The 16,235-nt window shown below is 72.1% G+C and carries 18 protein-coding genes and 1 pseudogene; 6 read left to right on the forward strand and 13 right to left on the reverse strand.

Going from position 1 to position 16,235, the window contains the following annotated elements:
- The first annotated feature begins 34 nt into the window (after nucleotides 1–34).
- From ABZ823_RS10470 to ABZ823_RS10480, 3 genes are read left to right on the forward strand one after another with little or no spacing between them, the layout of a single operon-like run.
- Nucleotides 35–430: an anti-sigma regulatory factor gene (locus ABZ823_RS10470; RefSeq protein ID WP_361656868.1), complete on the forward strand. Its 396-nt coding sequence runs from the start codon at nucleotides 35–37 to the stop codon at nucleotides 428–430.
- Nucleotides 427–1,500: an ATP-binding SpoIIE family protein phosphatase gene (locus ABZ823_RS10475; RefSeq protein WP_361656580.1), complete on the forward strand. Its 1,074-nt coding sequence runs from the start codon at nucleotides 427–429 to the stop codon at nucleotides 1,498–1,500. The genes ABZ823_RS10470 and ABZ823_RS10475 overlap by 4 nt, the downstream gene beginning before the upstream one ends.
- Nucleotides 1,497–3,260 carry a SpoIIE family protein phosphatase gene (locus tag ABZ823_RS10480; protein WP_361656583.1) on the forward strand — a complete coding sequence of 588 codons (1,764 nt, stop codon included), beginning with the start codon at nucleotides 1,497–1,499 and terminating at the stop codon, nucleotides 3,258–3,260. Before ABZ823_RS10475 ends, ABZ823_RS10480 begins: the two co-directional genes overlap by 4 nt.
- A gap of 86 nt (nucleotides 3,261–3,346) precedes the next feature.
- Here ABZ823_RS10480 and ABZ823_RS10485 read toward each other — a convergent pair whose 3' ends face one another.
- The gene (locus ABZ823_RS10485; protein WP_361656586.1) at nucleotides 3,347–3,814 is read right to left on the reverse strand and encodes a MarR family transcriptional regulator; all 468 of its coding nucleotides are present in this window, start codon (nucleotides 3,812–3,814) and stop codon (nucleotides 3,347–3,349) included.
- Between the two features lie 329 nt (nucleotides 3,815–4,143).
- On the opposite strand from ABZ823_RS10485, the gene ABZ823_RS10490 reads away from it, so the two are divergent.
- Nucleotides 4,144–4,575: an ATP-binding protein gene (locus tag ABZ823_RS10490; protein ID WP_361656589.1), complete on the forward strand. Its 432-nt coding sequence runs from the start codon at nucleotides 4,144–4,146 to the stop codon at nucleotides 4,573–4,575.
- 27 nt (nucleotides 4,576–4,602) lie between these two features.
- Here the strand turns inward: ABZ823_RS10490 and ABZ823_RS10495 are convergent, their stop codons facing one another.
- The 7 genes from ABZ823_RS10495 to ABZ823_RS10525 form a co-directional block, all read right to left on the reverse strand.
- Nucleotides 4,603–4,854, reverse strand: a complete 252-nt coding sequence (locus ABZ823_RS10495) for a hypothetical protein (RefSeq protein WP_361656592.1) — start codon at nucleotides 4,852–4,854, stop codon at nucleotides 4,603–4,605.
- A gap of 119 nt (nucleotides 4,855–4,973) precedes the next feature.
- Complete coding sequence (locus tag ABZ823_RS10500) at nucleotides 4,974–5,498, reverse strand: ATP-binding protein (protein ID WP_361656594.1); 525 nt, start codon at nucleotides 5,496–5,498, stop codon at nucleotides 4,974–4,976.
- A gap of 461 nt (nucleotides 5,499–5,959) precedes the next feature.
- Entirely contained in the window at nucleotides 5,960–6,322 is a 363-nt protein-coding gene (locus ABZ823_RS10505) for a PRC-barrel domain containing protein (protein ID WP_361656597.1), read from the reverse strand.
- Between the two features lie 92 nt (nucleotides 6,323–6,414).
- Nucleotides 6,415–6,798, reverse strand: coding sequence for an STAS domain-containing protein (locus tag ABZ823_RS10510; protein WP_361656600.1), 384 nt, complete (start codon nucleotides 6,796–6,798; stop codon nucleotides 6,415–6,417).
- 47 nt (nucleotides 6,799–6,845) lie between these two features.
- Entirely contained in the window at nucleotides 6,846–7,388 is a 543-nt protein-coding gene (locus ABZ823_RS10515; RefSeq protein ID WP_361656603.1) for a B12-binding domain-containing protein, read from the reverse strand.
- Entirely contained in the window at nucleotides 7,385–8,944 is a 1,560-nt protein-coding gene (locus ABZ823_RS10520) for a PP2C family protein-serine/threonine phosphatase (RefSeq protein WP_361656870.1), read from the reverse strand. The genes ABZ823_RS10515 and ABZ823_RS10520 overlap by 4 nt, the downstream gene beginning before the upstream one ends.
- A gap of 243 nt (nucleotides 8,945–9,187) precedes the next feature.
- Nucleotides 9,188–9,661 (reverse strand): hypothetical protein, encoded by a 474-nt coding sequence (locus tag ABZ823_RS10525; protein WP_361656606.1) that lies wholly within the window; start codon nucleotides 9,659–9,661, stop codon nucleotides 9,188–9,190.
- Between the two features lie 296 nt (nucleotides 9,662–9,957).
- On the opposite strand from ABZ823_RS10525, the gene ABZ823_RS10530 reads away from it, so the two are divergent.
- Nucleotides 9,958–10,188, forward strand: coding sequence for a DUF397 domain-containing protein (locus ABZ823_RS10530; RefSeq protein WP_361656609.1), 231 nt, complete (start codon nucleotides 9,958–9,960; stop codon nucleotides 10,186–10,188).
- 96 nt (nucleotides 10,189–10,284) lie between these two features.
- A complete protein-coding gene (locus ABZ823_RS10535; protein WP_361656612.1) occupies nucleotides 10,285–11,205 on the forward strand; it encodes a helix-turn-helix transcriptional regulator in 921 nt (306 codons plus the stop codon).
- Nucleotides 11,206–11,239: 34 nt separating this feature from the next.
- Here the strand turns inward: ABZ823_RS10535 and ABZ823_RS10540 are convergent, their stop codons facing one another.
- From ABZ823_RS10540 to ABZ823_RS10560, 5 genes and pseudogenes are all read right to left on the reverse strand, one after another.
- Nucleotides 11,240–12,058: an SAM-dependent methyltransferase gene (locus tag ABZ823_RS10540; protein WP_361656615.1), complete on the reverse strand. Its 819-nt coding sequence runs from the start codon at nucleotides 12,056–12,058 to the stop codon at nucleotides 11,240–11,242.
- Between the two features lie 220 nt (nucleotides 12,059–12,278).
- Nucleotides 12,279–12,407, reverse strand: a pseudogene (locus ABZ823_RS10545) (peroxiredoxin); the annotation flags it as partial.
- A gap of 108 nt (nucleotides 12,408–12,515) precedes the next feature.
- Entirely contained in the window at nucleotides 12,516–13,166 is a 651-nt protein-coding gene (locus ABZ823_RS10550; protein WP_361656618.1) for a DUF4360 domain-containing protein, read from the reverse strand.
- A gap of 328 nt (nucleotides 13,167–13,494) precedes the next feature.
- A complete protein-coding gene (locus ABZ823_RS10555; RefSeq protein ID WP_361656620.1) occupies nucleotides 13,495–14,169 on the reverse strand; it encodes a hypothetical protein in 675 nt (224 codons plus the stop codon).
- Nucleotides 14,170–14,305: 136 nt separating this feature from the next.
- Nucleotides 14,306–16,192 (reverse strand): hypothetical protein, encoded by a 1,887-nt coding sequence (locus ABZ823_RS10560; protein WP_361656622.1) that lies wholly within the window; start codon nucleotides 16,190–16,192, stop codon nucleotides 14,306–14,308.
- Nucleotides 16,193–16,235: the final 43 nt, after the last annotated feature.

A 16,235-nucleotide genomic window follows, 5' to 3' on the forward strand; every position in this document is an offset into this window, starting at 1 on the left:
CCGCGTAGCCGCGTGCCTGCCCATCCGCTCGGACATGGATCTGGCGTGGGTACGACAGCATGTGCGGCAGGCGGCTGCCGAGATCGGCTTCGGCCTGGTGGAACAGACCAAGCTGATCACCGCGGCCAGCGAGCTCGCACGCAACACACTCGTCCACGGCGGAGGCGGGCAGGTCGAGTCCGTCGTCCTGGACAACGGCCGGGCCCGTGGCCTGCGGCTGACCTTCAGCGACGAGGGACCGGGCATCGCCGACGTCGAGCGGGCACTGACCGACGGCTACACCTCGGGCGGAGGGCTGGGCCTGGGGCTCGGCGGAGCCCGGCGGCTGGTCCACGAGTTCTCGATCGACACGCGGCCCGGCAGCGGTACCTCCGTCACCGTGGTCTGCTGGACGGCCGGACCGCCGCGCCCCCGTGAGGAGGCGCGATGACCCGCGTCTGGGACGTACCCGTGCATGACGCGACCCGGCTCCGGGACGTCCGGATGGCGACGGAGGAAGCCTGCGGCCACGCGGGGTTCGGTGAGGACCGGGAGGCGGCCGCCATGCTCGTCGCCACGGAACTGGCCACCAACCTGCTCAAGCACGCGGGCGGCGGCCAGATACTGCTCGAGACGGTGGACGCGCCGGCCGGCGCGGACACGGGCGGCGAGCCGTCGGCACTACAGATCGTCACGATCGATCACGGCCCCGGCATCCGGGACGTCTCGGCCGCGCTGCACGACGGCTTCTCGACCACGGCCTCGCTGGGTGCCGGTCTCGGCACCTGCCGGCGTCTGGCCGACGACTTCGACCTGCACAGCCGGCCCGGGCGCGGCACGGTGGCCCTGGCCCGGATACGCCGCTCGTCCAGGCTCCGGCGCGGGCGGCGCGACCGGCCCGCCGGGGTGCCGGCGGTGCGGGCCGGAGGGGTCAACATCCCCCTGGTCGAAGGCCATTCGGGTGACGCCTGGGCTTGCGCACGCAGCGGGGAGCGCCTCACGCTGCTCCTCGCCGACGGCCTCGGGCACGGCCCGCGGGCGGCCGAGGCCTCCGACGCCGCCGTCCGGCAACTGCGGCAGAGCCCCCATCTGACGCCGCCCGAGCTGCTCGGGGCGCTGCACACCGCGCTGCGCGACACCCGGGGCGCCGCCGTCGCGGTCGCCCAGCTCGACCTTGCCGCGGAGCGTCTGGAATTCTCCGGCATAGGCAACGTCGGCGCCCGGCTCCGCTCAGGCGACGACTGGCAGCCGCTCGTGTCCCATCCCGGCATAGTCGGCGCCCACCGCCCCGCGCGCGTCCCCCACCAGCGGCTGCCCTGGACCCCCGACTCCCTCCTCGTCCTGCACAGCGACGGTCTGCCCAGCCGGTGGTCGCTCCGCCCGGACGTGCCGGCAGCCGGCCTGGACCCCGGGGTGACGGCAGCTCTGATCGTGCGCGACTCCAGCAGTTCGGCCCGGCCCGTCCGTGACGACACCACGGTCGCCGTGCTGTCCCCCCCACCGCCGAATCGTGAACCATGACCCACATCTGGCAGATCACCACCGTCGTCGACGCGGCCCGGGCCCGGATCGCCACCGCCCGGCTCGCGGCCGAGCATGGTGTCCCCGTCCTCGACCGCACCCGCCTGGTCACCGCGCTCACCGCACAGCTGCGACAGGGCCTGACCAAGCAAGGCTCCTGGCGGCTGACCCTCACGACCACCGCGCCGTCCCCGTCCGAGGGCGGGCCCCGGCTGTGGATCACGCTCCGCCCCGACCCGGACGACGGCTCCGACGCCGACCTCACCTGGCAGGCATCGGCCCCCGCGACGGAGCGGGAGGGCAGTACCGGCACGGCCACGGTCCCCGCCCGTACGACGGCGCTCGCCGAGGCCCTGTTCAGCGCCGACGACGACACTGCGCGGGTGCTCGACGCCCTGACGGAGCAGGAGGCGCTGGTCGCCTTCCACCGTGAGGAACTGCACCAGACGAACCAGGGCGTCCTTGCCCTGCACGCGGAACTGGACGCCGCGGGGCGGGCCCAGCGGGAGCTGTTCGCCGCCGAGCGGGCCGCCCGCACCGAGGCGGAGCAGGCCCGTCAGCGGCTCACGTTCCTCGCCGACGCCAGCGCGGCACTCACGGCGTCCCTCAACCACGGGGAGATCGTCCGTCTGCTCCCCGACCTGCTGATCCCGAGGTACGCGCGGAGCGTCGACGTCTGGCTGCTCGGCGACGAGGAAGAAGCACACGGGCACGCGCCCCGTCCCGCCGCGGCCGTCGTGGCCGCGCGCACCGGACGTCCCCAGTACGCGGCGGCCCACCCCGGCGGCCTGCCCGGCGTGGACGACCGGCCGCCCTCCGCCCTGCACCCGACCCGGCCCCTGCTGTGCGTGCCCCTGTCGGCACGCCGGACGCCCCTGGGCGTACTCATCCTCACGCCGCCGGGCGACCGGTGGGATCCGGACGATGCCGTGATGCTGATCGAGCTGGCCCGCCGGGCCGGCATCGCGATCGACAACGCACAGCGCTTCGAGCACAACCGGGACATCGCCGAGACGCTGCAACGGGCCCTGCTCACCGACCTGCCCGTCACCCCGGGGCTGCGGCTGGCCGCCCGGTACCTTCCGGCGACCCACGGCCTCAACGTCGGCGGAGACTGGTACGACGCCTTCCGCCAGCCCGACGGGAGTCTGATCACGGTCATCGGCGACGTCACCGGCCATGGGCTGAACGCTGCGGTCATGATGAGCCAGCTGCGCACCGCCCTGCGCGCCTACGCCGTCGACGGAGGCACCCCGGGCCAACTTCTGACCCGGCTGCACCTGTTCCTGCACCATCTCCAGCCGGATCTGTACGCCACGGCGGTCATCGCCCGGTTCCGCCCCGGCGAAGCAGCACTGACCTGGGCTGCCGCAGGGCATCCACCCCCCGTGCTGCGCACGCCCGACGGCCGGGTCCACACTCTCGACGACAAGCCCGGGGCCATGCTGGGCATTCCGCTGCGCCAGGACATCGAGGACCACACCGTCCCGCTGCCGGCCGGGTCGACCCTCGCCCTGTACACGGACGGCCTGGTGGAGCGGCGGGCCCAGGGCATCGACCCGGGCATCCAGCGGCTCACCGAGGCCCTGTCCGCGCTCGCCCTGCCGGATCTGGCCGGCGATCTGGAGCGCGCCGCCGACGGGGTCCTCGATCCGATGCTGCGGGACTCGGAGGGCGACGACGACGTGTGCCTGCTGCTGTGCCACTTCGACAGCGGGCAGACGGCTCCGGCGCCCGGGACGCCGTCCCTACGGCGGTAAGAGCTCGGTTCGGCGGTCCGCCGCCCCCGACAGCTCCCCGCTCGGGGGTTCCACTGCCGTCCAGGGGCGCCGTACCGCCCGTGCCGCTACCCCTCCCCGTCCGGCTGTTCCGCTCGGGCCGCGCGGAAGGCGTGCAGTCCGTGTTCCAGCGCGGCCCGCCGGGCGGGTGTCATGGCGGCCAGCACATCGGCCAGGTTCGCGGACCGCCGTTCGGCGATGTCCGCGAGCGTTCTGCGCCCGTGAGCGGTGACCCGCAGCTGGAGCTCGCGCCGGTTGCGGGGGTGGGTCACCCGTTCCAGCAGCCCGGCGGCCTCGAGCCGGTCACAGAGTCTGCTGGCCGCGGGCAGCGCGATGCCCAGCGTCTCGGCCAGCGCCGTGAGGTTGGGCTCCGCACGCTGCCGGACGGCGGTGAGCGCCTTCAGCTGATGGCTGGAGAGCCGGGGGGTGACCGCTTCGGCCGCCTCGGTCCACAGCGCCACCAGGCTCTCCACCGCGTCCGCGACCTGTCGGGCCAGCGCCCGGGGCGTTGCTCCTGTGTCTTCTGCCTCCGTCACCTCACGGTCATCTCCCACCGCGCTTCTCTTGCCTGTCGCGCCGTCCGCCCCACAGCGGATGCACGAACGGTTCATCCTTCGGTTCAGCCGACATGGTCGGTCCGATCGGCGCCCGTACCCAGTCCTCCCCCGGGTACGCCAGGGGGCTGCCATCTTCACAAGATCACTGCACGGCCCCCCAAGTCGGGCGCGTCACGGCTGCCGGGGCGGCCGGTCCGTGATCCCGGATGAGTAGCTTTCGCCGTTCTGGCAACCGTGGTAAGGGGGGCCGGGCGACAGCGGTAGGAACCACGACAACCGGCCGGGGCGACGGCCGGGGGAAGGGCGGTATGGCTACAGAGCCGCGTTGGGACAAGGCCTGGCCGTTCGAGGCGGTCGAGAGCCTCGTCGCCGACTTCAAGGGCGAACTGCACGATGTGACGGATGCGAGGCTGGCCGCCGAGGGCTTTCTGCGCCGGCTGGCGCGGGCGTCGCCACCGACGAGTCCCGACCACTGGAACGATGTGCTGCTGGTGGTCGACGAGCTGGCCGCGAATGCCGTCCAGTACGCGCCGGGTCCCTTCGCGCTGCGGATGCGTCCGACGTATGACGGGATTCATGTGACCCTGCACGACACCAATACCACTCCGCCTGCTCCGCGCCCCTTCCGTCCGGGGCGTCCTGGCGGGATCGGCTGGCATCTCGTGCACACGCTGTGCGACCAGGTGAGCGTGGTCGTCCAGCCGGAGGGCAAGGACGTGCACGTCTTCCTCCCCTGGTAGAGGGCGTACGCAGGGCATCGGCGCCCCTCAGGCGACCTGGCGCCGCAGCCCGGGACCGCCCGGCGCGACCGGGCCGGTCTCCGGCCGGACTGCGGCCTCCGCCGGAGTGGGCGGCGCGTTGTCGGGAGACTGCACGGGGACGGCACGCAGATGGCGGCCGTCGCCGGCGGCGGGGGCTTCCTCGACGTCCAGTGGGCCCAGCAGGCGCTCCTCGTACCGTCCGAGGGCCGGCACCAGACAGAGCAGGGACACGGGTATCAGCAGGGACACGGCGATCATGCGGGCTCCCTCCACGGGTGTCCCGATCCGCGTTGCCGCTCCTCGCCCGTGAAAACACAGTCGGCCGCAGTCAGCCGCACGGACATGCGTCATCGCCGGTACGGAGCCGGGCGGGGCCCTCATCCGCCCAGCTCGGAACCGGTACGCAGGGGCACGAGAACGCTCACGAACTTGCCGCCTTCCGCACACCGCTCGATGACGATGTCCCGCGCCAGCTGGATGATCAACGGCCAGCCGTAGCCGCCGCCGTCGTGCCCGACGGGAAGCGCTCCGGAGCCGAAGGCCGCGATGGGGATGTGGGGACTGCGGTCGTACACCGTGAGCCGGACCCCGTCCCGGGTGGCTGCCGCCTCGAAGGCCGTGAGTCCGCCTCCGTGGCGGATCGCGTTGGACACCAGCTCCGAGGTGACCAGCAGCAGATCGGTGACGGACTGCTCGGCGGGGCGACGGTCCGGGGCGTCCCAGTGGCTCCGGACGACCGTCAGAACCTGCGCGCGGGCCGAGGCGGCACTGATGACCGGGGACGCGGGCGCCGAGCCCTCCTGCCGGACGCCCTCGCCGCCGCGCGCGTGCGCGGCGGCCCGTTCCTCTCCCCCGAGGGCCGGGTTCTCGCCGTCCCGTGCCGGCCGCTCGGCTGGTCTCATCGCTTGCTCGCGTGCGGTTCGGGCAGGACGCGGTGAACGGACGGGACCGGCGACCGCGGGGCGGCAACCCACGGCGTCGGGCAGCCGGCCTTTGCCGTTCGCCGGGTGCGGTCGGTATCCCGCCGCCCGATGTGCGGTGGGTGGTGCGGGCAGCGCCCGTAGGCGCGCGGAACACGTCCGTGCGGCGCCCGTCCGCGACTCTCCTCGGCGCGACCCGTACCGCCGGGGCGTTCGCCGCCGGGCCGACGGCACGTGGCCTCCCGGAGTGCACAGGACGAAGCGGCGTGTTCTCGTACGTTCATCACCCCTCCTCTACCCGGCCTCGTCGAAGCCATGGGTCCGGCCGCCCGGCCGTTGCCCACCGTCCCCGGAGACCGCGCCCACCGGGGGGCGCGGTCTCCGCCGGGCATGGTCGGGGCCGCCGTACCGGCCGGCAGGGCGCCCCGGGGCCCGGCCGACGGTCATTCCGCGCTTGGCGGCAGGCCGCGGTAATAGGCGTCGACTCTGGCGAGATACTCCGGATCCAGTGTCTCCCGGTCGGTGCGGAACAGCGGCGCGGCCTTCACCTCCTCCTTGGAACAGGCCAGCGTGATCCGCCGTGCCCCGGTGTCTATGCCGGTGACGACACCCGCGGGTATGAGCACGCTCTTGCCGAAGACCCACACCCCGGTGTCGACGATGAGATGGCGCATGCCCGGGCTGTCGGCCTGCCGGTCGACCTGTCCCACGACCCCGTCGGTGGCCTCGACGGTGAAGCCGGTCAGGTCCTCCCCTTCCATGTGGCCGGTCGCCCGGTCGTACGTCCACGGTCTGTCGATCGTCACAAAGCTCCCTCCCTCGGTGGGTGTGGAGCAGCGAATACCCGCCTCCGAGGGCGGCATTCGAGAAGTGACGGCCTTCTGGCGGCCTTTCGCCGTCAGCCCGCCCCGGACTGCTCCCCGGCGCGGCCGTCCTCACAGGGAGCGGTGAGGTGTTCGAGAGATCCCGTGAGCTCAAGGAGTCGCTGGAGCGCCGGGGGACGTTCGTCGAGACTGAGGTCGATGGCCGCCGCGTCCGTACGCCTGCGGATCGTCAGCAGGGCGGACAGACCCATGGAGTCGACGTCCCCGAGCCCCGCGAAATCGAGGTGCAGCGCGGTCAGCGGGGAGCCGTCCCCGGGCCACTGGGCCAGCTGACGGTCGACGGTGCTCACCAGTTCGTCGCACGTCTCGTAGTCGAGGTCCCCGGCGACGCGAACGACGATCGCGTTCCGCTCGATCTCGACCCTGAGCGTGAGGGAGGGTGTGTGAGAGGGCGTCATCTGGACTTTCCGCGGGCTGCGGGTTTTCGGTGCTGCGGGGCGGGCCGTCACGGCGTCGTGCGCCTCGCCGAGAATACGACGAGCCCGCGGGAAGACTCCCAACCTGGTCGCGAGAAACTCCGGCGCCGGGCACGACGGGCGGGGACGCCACGGGCCGTCACGACGTCCGCGGTGCACCGGATGAACGCGACGAACAGGCAGGCGTCGTCGAGGACCTCGGCAAGCAGCCGGGCGGGCAGGACATGCCATGCCCCGTCCCCGCAGGCCACCGTGGTGCGGGCCCGGCCGGGTGGCTCGCCGCGGTGTTCGTGGTGGAGGGCGGGCGCGGCGATCACCCGGTCGTGCATGGCGGTGACCGCATGCTCCTGCGCGACGGTGAGGCGGCCCGCGGCCCATACCGTGCCGACTCCGTCCTGCACCGGGGCGAGGGGGTCCGGCACGGCGGCCTCCATGCCGGTGCCGTCCCGCAGGGCGGCGGGCACCGCCGCGCAGGCGGTGTGTTCGTCTCCCGCCCGGACGGCCCGCCAGAGCCGGTCGCGCAGCACGTCCGGTCCGGCCGTCGCGGCGGACCGGACGGGTGTCGTGGTCACGCGGTGTACCTCCCCCGGGTGTGCCCGTCGACCGCGCTGAGGTGCGCGTGGTGCGGTGCGGTCACGGCGACGACCGCCATGTCGTCGTTGCGGCCGCTGCCGACCCATTGCGCCGCGAGTATCTGCACATGCTCCACCACCGCTTCCGCGGGCATGCCGGCGCACTGCGTCAGCGCCGCCTTGAGGCGGTCGGTACCGAACGGTTGGTTCCCCCAGGGCCGGCCGCCGGCCTCGATGATCCCGTCGGTGAACAGCAGACAGGTCTCGCCGGGGGCGAGTTCGAGGTGTGCGGTAGTGGAAGTGATCTGGGGGAAGACGCCCACCAGGGAGCCGCGCGTCTGCGCCTCTTCGACGCGGCCGTCGGCCCGGACGAGCAGCGGCGCCGGGTGTCCCGCGCTGGTGACGCGCAGCCGTACGGTGCCGCCGCGGCGGATGGCGGACGCCAGCGCGAGGGTGGCGAAGCGTGTGTGATGCGAGTTGATCAGTGCGCCGTTGAGCAGTCCGAGCACGCTGTGGTGGTCCGCGGCCAGCGGCAGCAACGCCTGGAGCGTGTTGCGGATCTTCCCGGTGAGTACGGCCGCCTCGAGTCCCTTGCCGCACACGTCGCCCAGGACGACCAGGGTCTCCTCCTCGTCGGTGGCGCCCGGGTGCACGTCGTAGAAGTCGCCGCCGACGCGTTCCTCCTGGCCGGAGGGCTGGTAGGCGCCCGCGAACTCGACGCCGCGCACGCTGTGCAGCTGCGGCGGCAGCAGCTCGCGCATCAGGGTCGTGGTGATGGCGGCCTGGTCGGCGTACATCCGTGCGGCGGAGATGGCGGCCCCGGCCCGGGCGGCGAAGAGCCGGGCGAAGACCTCCTCGCTCTCGCTGAACGCCCTGCGGTCCTCGGTGCGCAGGAGGACAAGTGCTCCCGCGGGTTCGCCGTGCCCCGGCAGCGGTGACACCACGACGGAGCCGACCGGTCCGGCCAGGCCCTCGGGCACCGCCCAGTCCGGGAGGGCGGCGGGGTCGATCCAGCGGGACGGTACGGGCGGAAAGCCGCGCAGTGCCTCGCCCAGGCCCGGCAGGTCCTCCGGGTTCGCGTGCACCGTCGTGTGCGTGACCTCGCCCGAGGGGCCGCAGGAGGTGACGGGGTGGCCCCGGCCGCGGCCCGGGGCCACGGTGACGGCCGCGTCGGCGAGGTGCTCGACGGCCAGCCGGGCGGTGGCCTCCATACAGGTCTCGACGTGCAGCGAGGCCAGGAGCGCGGTGGAGGCCCTGGCCAGGAAGGCGATGCACTCTCGTTCGCTTCGGAGCGCGTCTTCGGCGGCACGGCGGTCGGTGTCGTCCACCAGCCACCACACCACGTGGTCCGGCTCGGACAGCGAGGGGTGGGCTTTGTACGAGCGCTCACCGATCCGCCCGGACGCCGGGGTCACGTCGGTGGGGTACTGTCCGGCCCGGTCCGAGGTGAACCGGTCGTGGGCCTTGACGAGCCACGGCGGTACGACGTCCCGCAGACTCGCCCCGTGCCTCGCGGCCGGTAACAGGCTCGCCGCGACGGCGTTCAGCTCCACCATGCGGCCACGCCTGTCCGCGATCAGGACCGGGCAGGGGGCGCTGCCCCACGCAGTGTCATGGCCGTTGCCGCGCGGGGCGGCGGAGGACCGCTGGGAAGTGTCCACAGGCAGGGCTCTCGCGTCCGCGGCCAGTTCCTTTCTCTGTTGCACCAGCGACGAAACCGTTGTCGCACGGCAACCATCTCGCGTTCGGCGGTCATCCGCAAGCGGCTCGTCCCTGCGCCCGGCCTGAACTCGCGGGACTCAGGCGGCCAGTGTGGACGCGAGTTCCGTGGCGGCCTCGACCAGCGCGGCGTCGGGCTCCGTGAGCAACTGCCGCAGGGTGCCGCGGTCGGCACGCACGGCGCTCCGGGCCTCCCGCTCCCATCCCACGTAGTTGTGACGGTGATGGAGCAGCTTGGGATACACGGAGGCGGTCGTCTCCCACTGACGGGCGGCGGCGATGCACTTGAGCAGGTGGATGATCTGCACTCGGCACGTCACCTGGGGCTGCTTGGCCAGCTCCCACAGGAAGGGAACCGTGGCGGCCGTCGCCTGGTCGACGACGAAGCCGTACTGGCAGATGCGCGCCCGCAGATCGCCCAGTGCCGCTCTCGCGGCGGACTCGTCACCTCGGGCGACGGTGCGGAGCAGACGCGGGATGGCCTCCGCGGATCCGCTGGAGTCCTTGATCGTGCCCCACGGCACACCCTCCAGGCCCTTCAGTGGTGTCGCCATGTCCGCTCCCCGCAAACAGTGTGGCGCCGGGCCCCCGTCGTCCCTGCCCCGCGCGCGGCCCCGCCGAGAGGGCCTGGCTTCCGGTACCCAGGTGATGACACGACATCTCCCTGATGCGACGTCAGCAAGTGGCGTCCATCGTGCGATTGACGCCGCCGCTATTATCCACGCAGTCAGCACCGTTGTGCAATTGCATGGGAAATTGCATGACGGGTAGGAGAGTCACGGGCGTCAGGACGTGCACCCCGCCCGTGTGCTCGGGTGCCCCGTGGCAGAACGTCAACGAGGAGACTGCGGTGTCTTCAGTGCCAAACGGAGTGCGGGCCAACGCCTTGGACGCCCGCTGGATCAAGAGCCGGCACAGCAATGCCGAGGGCAACTGTGTCGAGTTGGCCGCCCTGGCCGACGGGAGCGTCGCGGTGCGCAACTCACGGGATCCGGAGGGCCCGGCCCTTGTGTACACGCCCGCGGAGGTGGCGGCGTTCCTGGCCGGCGCGAAGGACGGGGAGTTCGACCACCTGACGTGAGGTGGTGCGGAAAGTCCTCTCATCGGCGCATGCGGCAGCACCCTGTCGGATGCGATACTGCAGGCCTGCTTTTCTGTCGGCCAGCAGGGAGCCACGATGTCCGCCGAGTCGCACCGCATCTCCCGCCTCGAACCGTATCTGACCCGGACGGAGCCCGCTCCGACTCTGCTGAAGATGCTGGTCGGCGTGCAGTTGGCGGGTATCCGGGAGGGAGCCGGTCTCTCGCAGGAACAGGCGGCCCGCGCCCTGGGTTTCAGTCCCGCGAAGCTGTCACGCATCGAGGCGGGCAAGGGCCGCAGGCCGCCCACGGAAGGCGATGTCCGCGCCCTGCTGCGGCTGTACGAGGCGGACGACCACGAGGCCACCGTCCTGGTCAAGCTGCTGCGACGGGCCGGTGAGCCCGGCTGGTGGCAGCGCTACGACAAGCGTCTGATGCCGGAGTGGTTCGACCGTCTGGTCGGGCTCCAGGAGGCGGCCGCAGCCATCCGCACCTTCGAGATCCAGTACGTTCCCGGACTGTTGCAGACGGCGGCCTACACCCGGGCCGTGGTGGAGCGCGGCCTGCCGACCGCTTCGGCCGCCGAGGTGCAGCGCCGGGTGGAGCTGCGCATGCGCAGGCGGGAGCTGCTGTCGCGCGCCGACGCCCCTCAACTGTGGGCCATTCTCGACGAGTCGATCCTCATGCGGGTGCTGGGCGACCGCGAGGTGATGCGCGAGCAGCTCGAGCACCTCGTCGAGATGGCCCGGTTGCCTCATGTGACCGTGCAGATCGTGCCGTTGGACGTGACGCACGCGTCGGCCCCGGCGATCCCGGTGACCTATCTGCGTTTCGGCGGTCTCGATCTGCCGGACATCGTCTACCTGGAGCACATCAGAAGCGCCAACTTCCTGGAGGACCGGGACGAGACGGAGGAGTACCGGGTGGTACTGGACCGGCTCGCCGACGAGGCCCTCGACCCCCGCGCGTCCCTGGAGCTGTTGCGGGAGACTCTCGAGCAGCGCTACTCGGCCCGCTGACTCGCGGTCAGCGGGCCGCAGAGAGGGAACCGCGTCAGAGGATGCGCCCCACTCCGCCGAACTCGATCCATTCCTGGGTGAGTTGACGCGGAGCCACTTCCGTGTCCGGCCGCCAGGTGGAGACCTCCACCAGCCCCGGCTCGAGGATGTCCGTCCCCTCGAACCAGGCGGCGACGTCCTTCTCCTGACGCACGCGGCCCCAGTGTCCCTGGGTCGCCTGGTCCATGAATCCGGTGACGAAGTCCCGGACTTCCGGGTCCTCGCTGACCAGCTGGCACATCACCAGGTAGCTGCCGGGCACAAGACGCTCGGTCACCCGGCGCACCAGGGCGGGCGGGCCGTCGGTCTCGCTGTCCGGGATGCAGTGCATCACCGAGTTGAAGAGCACGGCCACCGGCTGCGAGAAGTCGATCAGGCGAAGGGTCTCGGGGTGGGAGAAGATGGCCTCGGTGTCCCGCATGTCGGCCTGGATGACCACGGTCCGCTCGTCCTGCTCCAGCAGCGCCCGGCCGTGGACCAGAACCATCGGGTCGTTGTCGACGTACACCACGTGGGAGCGGGGGTCGATCCGCTGCGCGATCTGGTGAACGTTGTTCTGCGTGGGCAGGCCGGATCCGTGGTCGAGGAACTGCCGGATGCCGTACTCCTCCGCGAGTGTACGCACGACGCGCTGAAGGAACCTCCGGTTGTTCAGCGCGAGCGCCCGCGTGCTGGGTACGACCTTGTCCAGCTCTTCGCAGGCCGTCCGGTCGACCGCGTAGTTGTCCTTGCCGCCGAGGTAGTGGTCGTACATACGGGCGGCCGTCGGCACCGTGGCGTCGATCGCCGTGGACAACTGCCTGCCTGGCTCCATCGCTCCCCCAGATCCATGCCGTGCCGTCGAGACCGGCTCGGCGTTGCTCCCATCCTAGGGAAGGGACGTTTGCCGGTGCCAGTCCTCCGGCGAAGGACGAGGGGGCGAGTACGGCGGCACCGGGGCGTGGTCAACTCGCTTGCAGCGACGGCAGGGTGGGGAACGGTTGCAGTGGCGTACGGCGGTCGCGAAAGGGGCACACCGCCCGGAGCGGCCCTTGGGCGCGCAACGCCGCCGGCGCGCGATCGGCATGCGTGCTCACCCGCAGCTCGCTGCGCACCACCTCGAGGACCGCGCGGTCCTCGCCGATGACGAAAGTGACACGCTCGGTGGGGGCGAGGGCGAAGCCGGTGCCGTCGGGCTCGACCTCTCCCCCCGCCGCTCAGGGTGAGCGCCGTGCGCCCGGTGTCACCGGCTGCGGTGCGACGGAGCCGGTGACACCGGACGGGCAACTTCGTCAGGACGCGGGACACTCCTTCCAGGCCAGGTGGTAGACGGTGCTGATGTCACCGTCCGTCGAGTCCATCGTCATGAAACTGCTGCTGCCGGGCGCCGACGTGCCGGCGCTGACCCGCAGTTCGGTGTTGATGTTGAAGTTGCGCTGCACTCCGCAGGGCGCCCACACCAGCTGCGCCCAGTCCGTGATGTCCGTGGCCTGCCAGTTGTCGTTGTAGGGGCCGGAGAACGGGTGGGTGCGCGCCGCCGTGCTCGATGAGCCCTGGAAGTAGTACGAGGCCTTCTGTGTGCTGCTCGCCCCGCGCTGGAGGGAGGCGAAGCCGCGGTAGTCCGCGCTGGCGACGGCGTACGTGAAGCCCTGCGGCACATGCACGAGCAGGTTGAGCTGGCAGTTCTTGCGGAACGCGGTGGGGTCGGCGTTCCCGCCGACCTGGGCCAGGTAGTCGCTGTAGGTCACCGTGAAGGCCGTGTTGTCCGGGGAGACGGCGACCGCGGTGGTGCCTTGGGGACAGCCGGAGCCGTTCACCGTGGCGACCTTGATGACGATCTTGTCCGGGGGCGGGTCGGTGAACCCGCCGGACGGGTCCTGCGCGGGGATCGCGGTGGCGACGAGCGCGGCGATCGCGCCGCCGAGGAACAGTCCACCAGCCATGGTTCTCCCATCCGTTGCATCGGTTCTCCGGCGGTGCGGCACCGCCGGGTATCGAGGGGGGTGCGGCCCCGCGCGCAGGCGGGACCGTCGCGGACCAGGTGCGTTGGATCAGATGTTCGATCATGCGCATGCCAAGTCGGCAGGCGTGCCATCCGGCCTGTGAACGAGCTGTGAAGACCGGGAGCGACCGCATCGTATGTACTGCACGACAAATCCGGAACAGCCATCTCCGGCCAATCGTTCACCGCGCTCTGCCGCCCGGCCGCCGGGGCACGCCCGGCGGCCCGCCGCTCCCCCACTTCCGGAGCGGCGGGCCGGGCCGGCCCGGTCAGTGGGCGGGCCAGCCGTCCAGGTGGCGGTGGAGGGTGACGGTGGGCTGCTCGGCACCCTTGGGCGCGTTCGCGACCGCGTTGTGGAGCACGGTGTTCACCTCGGCGGCCAGGGCGTCGGCCCGCTTCCTCAGGTCGGTGGCCGGCAGGGTGGAGCGGGTCAGGCCGTCCAGCCGCCGGTGGATGTCGGCGAGGTGCCGCTTGGTCTCCTGATCCAGGGTGAGGGGACGGGGGGTGGAGACGACGAACTGATAGGCGCCCGCGAGGGTCTGGCAGCCGCCGCAGTGGTTGTTGACCGCGTCGCCGCGGTTGAGGGCGTTCAGTTGGGCGTGCTCCCCGGCCATCGTGACGATCTGGAAGGACAGGGCGACCGAGCGGCAGTGGTCGTCGACCGAGCAGCCCACCCCGACGGCGTTGGCCTGGTTGCGCACGGTGGCGGCGTCGACCGTGCCGAACTGCCGCACGGTGAAGGAATCCCTGGCCTGCGTGTGGTGATGGAAGTCGGCGCGGCTGAAGGTCTGGTCGACGGCGATCGCGGTGTGCTGCGGTGTTCCCGTCGCAGCCTGCGCGGGTACGGCGGTGGCGATTCCGGCCGCTCCGGCGGCGAACAACCCGACCCGCACGGCGCGTTGGGTGAAGGTGGAATGGGTACGGGGTTTGCGGTGCTGGTTCACTTGGCTCTCCTGCTGGAGTGATGTCGACGGACGGAGCGCCGCCGGACCGGGACGCACGGCACTCCCGGCCGGCGACGTGGACCGGCCCCGGGCCCGGGGCCGGTCCGTGGGGCCCCCGGGCCGCAGCCCGGGGTGTTCAGGACGCGGTGGGCGTCGGCGACCCGGCGGGTGGCTCGCTCGGACTGACCGGCGCGGACGGGGTGTCGGCCGGGGACGACGGCGCGCTGGGCGAGACGGAGCCGGGGGTCGCAGGAACGGACACCGGGGGCCCGCTCGCGGCGGGACTGCCGGTGGGCTTGCCGCCAGGGGCCTCGGAGGACGTGTTCGAGGTGCTGGGCCCGGGGCTCTGGGAGCCGGACGGGCTGACCGAGGCGGAGGGAGCGTCGGAGGCACTCGGGGACGCCGTGCCGGAGGGCACACCCGCGGCCGTCGCCGAGGCCGTGCCCTGGGGCCGGTCCGGTGTCGTGGCGCGCCGCGCGGGCGGGGCCGAGGTGGACACACCGGGCTGAAGAATCGGGGCGATCGGCGGCTTCTTCGGCAGAGGGTCCGGCGTGAGGCCCGACACCCAGGCGTAACTGAGCCCGCCCAGTCCGGCCAGGACCACCCCGCACAGCGCCACGCGCAGTACCGGCCGTCCGGCCGTCGACTTCGCCGCGCCCCGCCACAGGCGTCCGCCGAGTTTCACCGACAGATAGACCACGCCCGCCATGGGGCACAGCAGCATGACGCAGCCGACCACGCCCATCAGGCCCGCCGCGATCTGTCCGTGCGCGAACGCGCCGCCGGTGCCGAGGACTTGCTCGGTGAGTGAACGGACCATGGTGGTGGTGATCCGGGGCAGGTTCCACAGCGCGTAGCCCAGTTCACCGACCAGCAGGGGCACCATGGTCAGCACCCAGGTGGCGACGATGACGCGGGCCGACTTCTTGAGCGCGGCGACCTCACCGCGGGCCTTGCGCCCCTTCGCCCCCGGGACCAGGCTCAGCAGGATCGGCTTGATCTTGCCGTAGAGGTCGGGAACGCCGGCGAGGTCTCCGAGGATGTAGTAGCCGTCGAGGCGCACGGCGGGCATCAGCTGCTCGAGGATCTCGAAGTGCCCCAGATAGACGGCGGCCAGGAAGAACGCCTGGCCGCTCACGGCGTAGGCACCGGCCATGGCCAGCATGAAGACGACGTTGAAGTAGACGCCGCCGAGGTCGGTGCGGAGCCGGCCCGCCCGCCCGATGCGGTACACGTCGGTGACGTCCGTGTACATCGAGGGCCAGATGAGGAACAGGCCGCAGCCGATACAGCCGGGCCGGGCGCCGCCGTAGCGGCAGGCCGAGGCATGGCCGAACTCGTGGAAGACCAGGGACGCCACGGTCAGCACGAACACCACGAGCAGCAGCACCGGCTGGTCCAGCACCTCGAGCACGGGCGTGATCGCGCCGAAGAACAGGAACAGCCAGACGTCCAGCACGGCGACGCCCGCGAGCACGGCCACCACCACCAGGGGGCGGTGCAGCCAGGCCAGCGCACGGGCGATCTTCGCCACCCGCCGCTCGTTGAACAGGACGCGGTGACCCTTGAGGGCGAGGAGCAGGTCCGACCGGGGCGCGGAGACCTGGTCGTCCTCCTGGCCCTCGGGAACCGTCACTCCGAGCGGGTCCAGTTTGTTCTCGATCAGGTAGCGGACGTTCTCCGCGCTGACCTCACGCCCGAACCGGGCGCTGACCCGGTGGGCAATTGTCTCGATGTCGCGGTTGCCGTCGACCGACGACGCGACCAGGTGCAGCAGCCGGGACAGCTGCACGACCTGCCCGTCCCCCCGACGGGCGATGTACTTGGGCTCGGTGAAACCCGATCCCTGGTATTCGCCGTGCAGTTGCAGCCCGGCGCTGAGCCGCGGCACGACCGGCTTCTCGAGGCCGATGACGGTCGTGGCGCCGGTGGCGACCTGCTCGTAGGTCACCGGCATCCCCCCGGGCCCGGGTACCGGGCCGGTGTCGTACAGTGCCGCGGCGTTGTCCCCCAGCAGCGTCATATGCGCCTTTCCTCCCCCCAGAGGCGGACCGCGCGTGCCCATG

The organism is Streptomyces sp. NPDC047079 (assembly GCF_040643755.1).
In the GTDB taxonomy this organism is placed as follows: Bacteria; Actinomycetota; Actinomycetes; order Streptomycetales; family Streptomycetaceae; genus Streptomyces.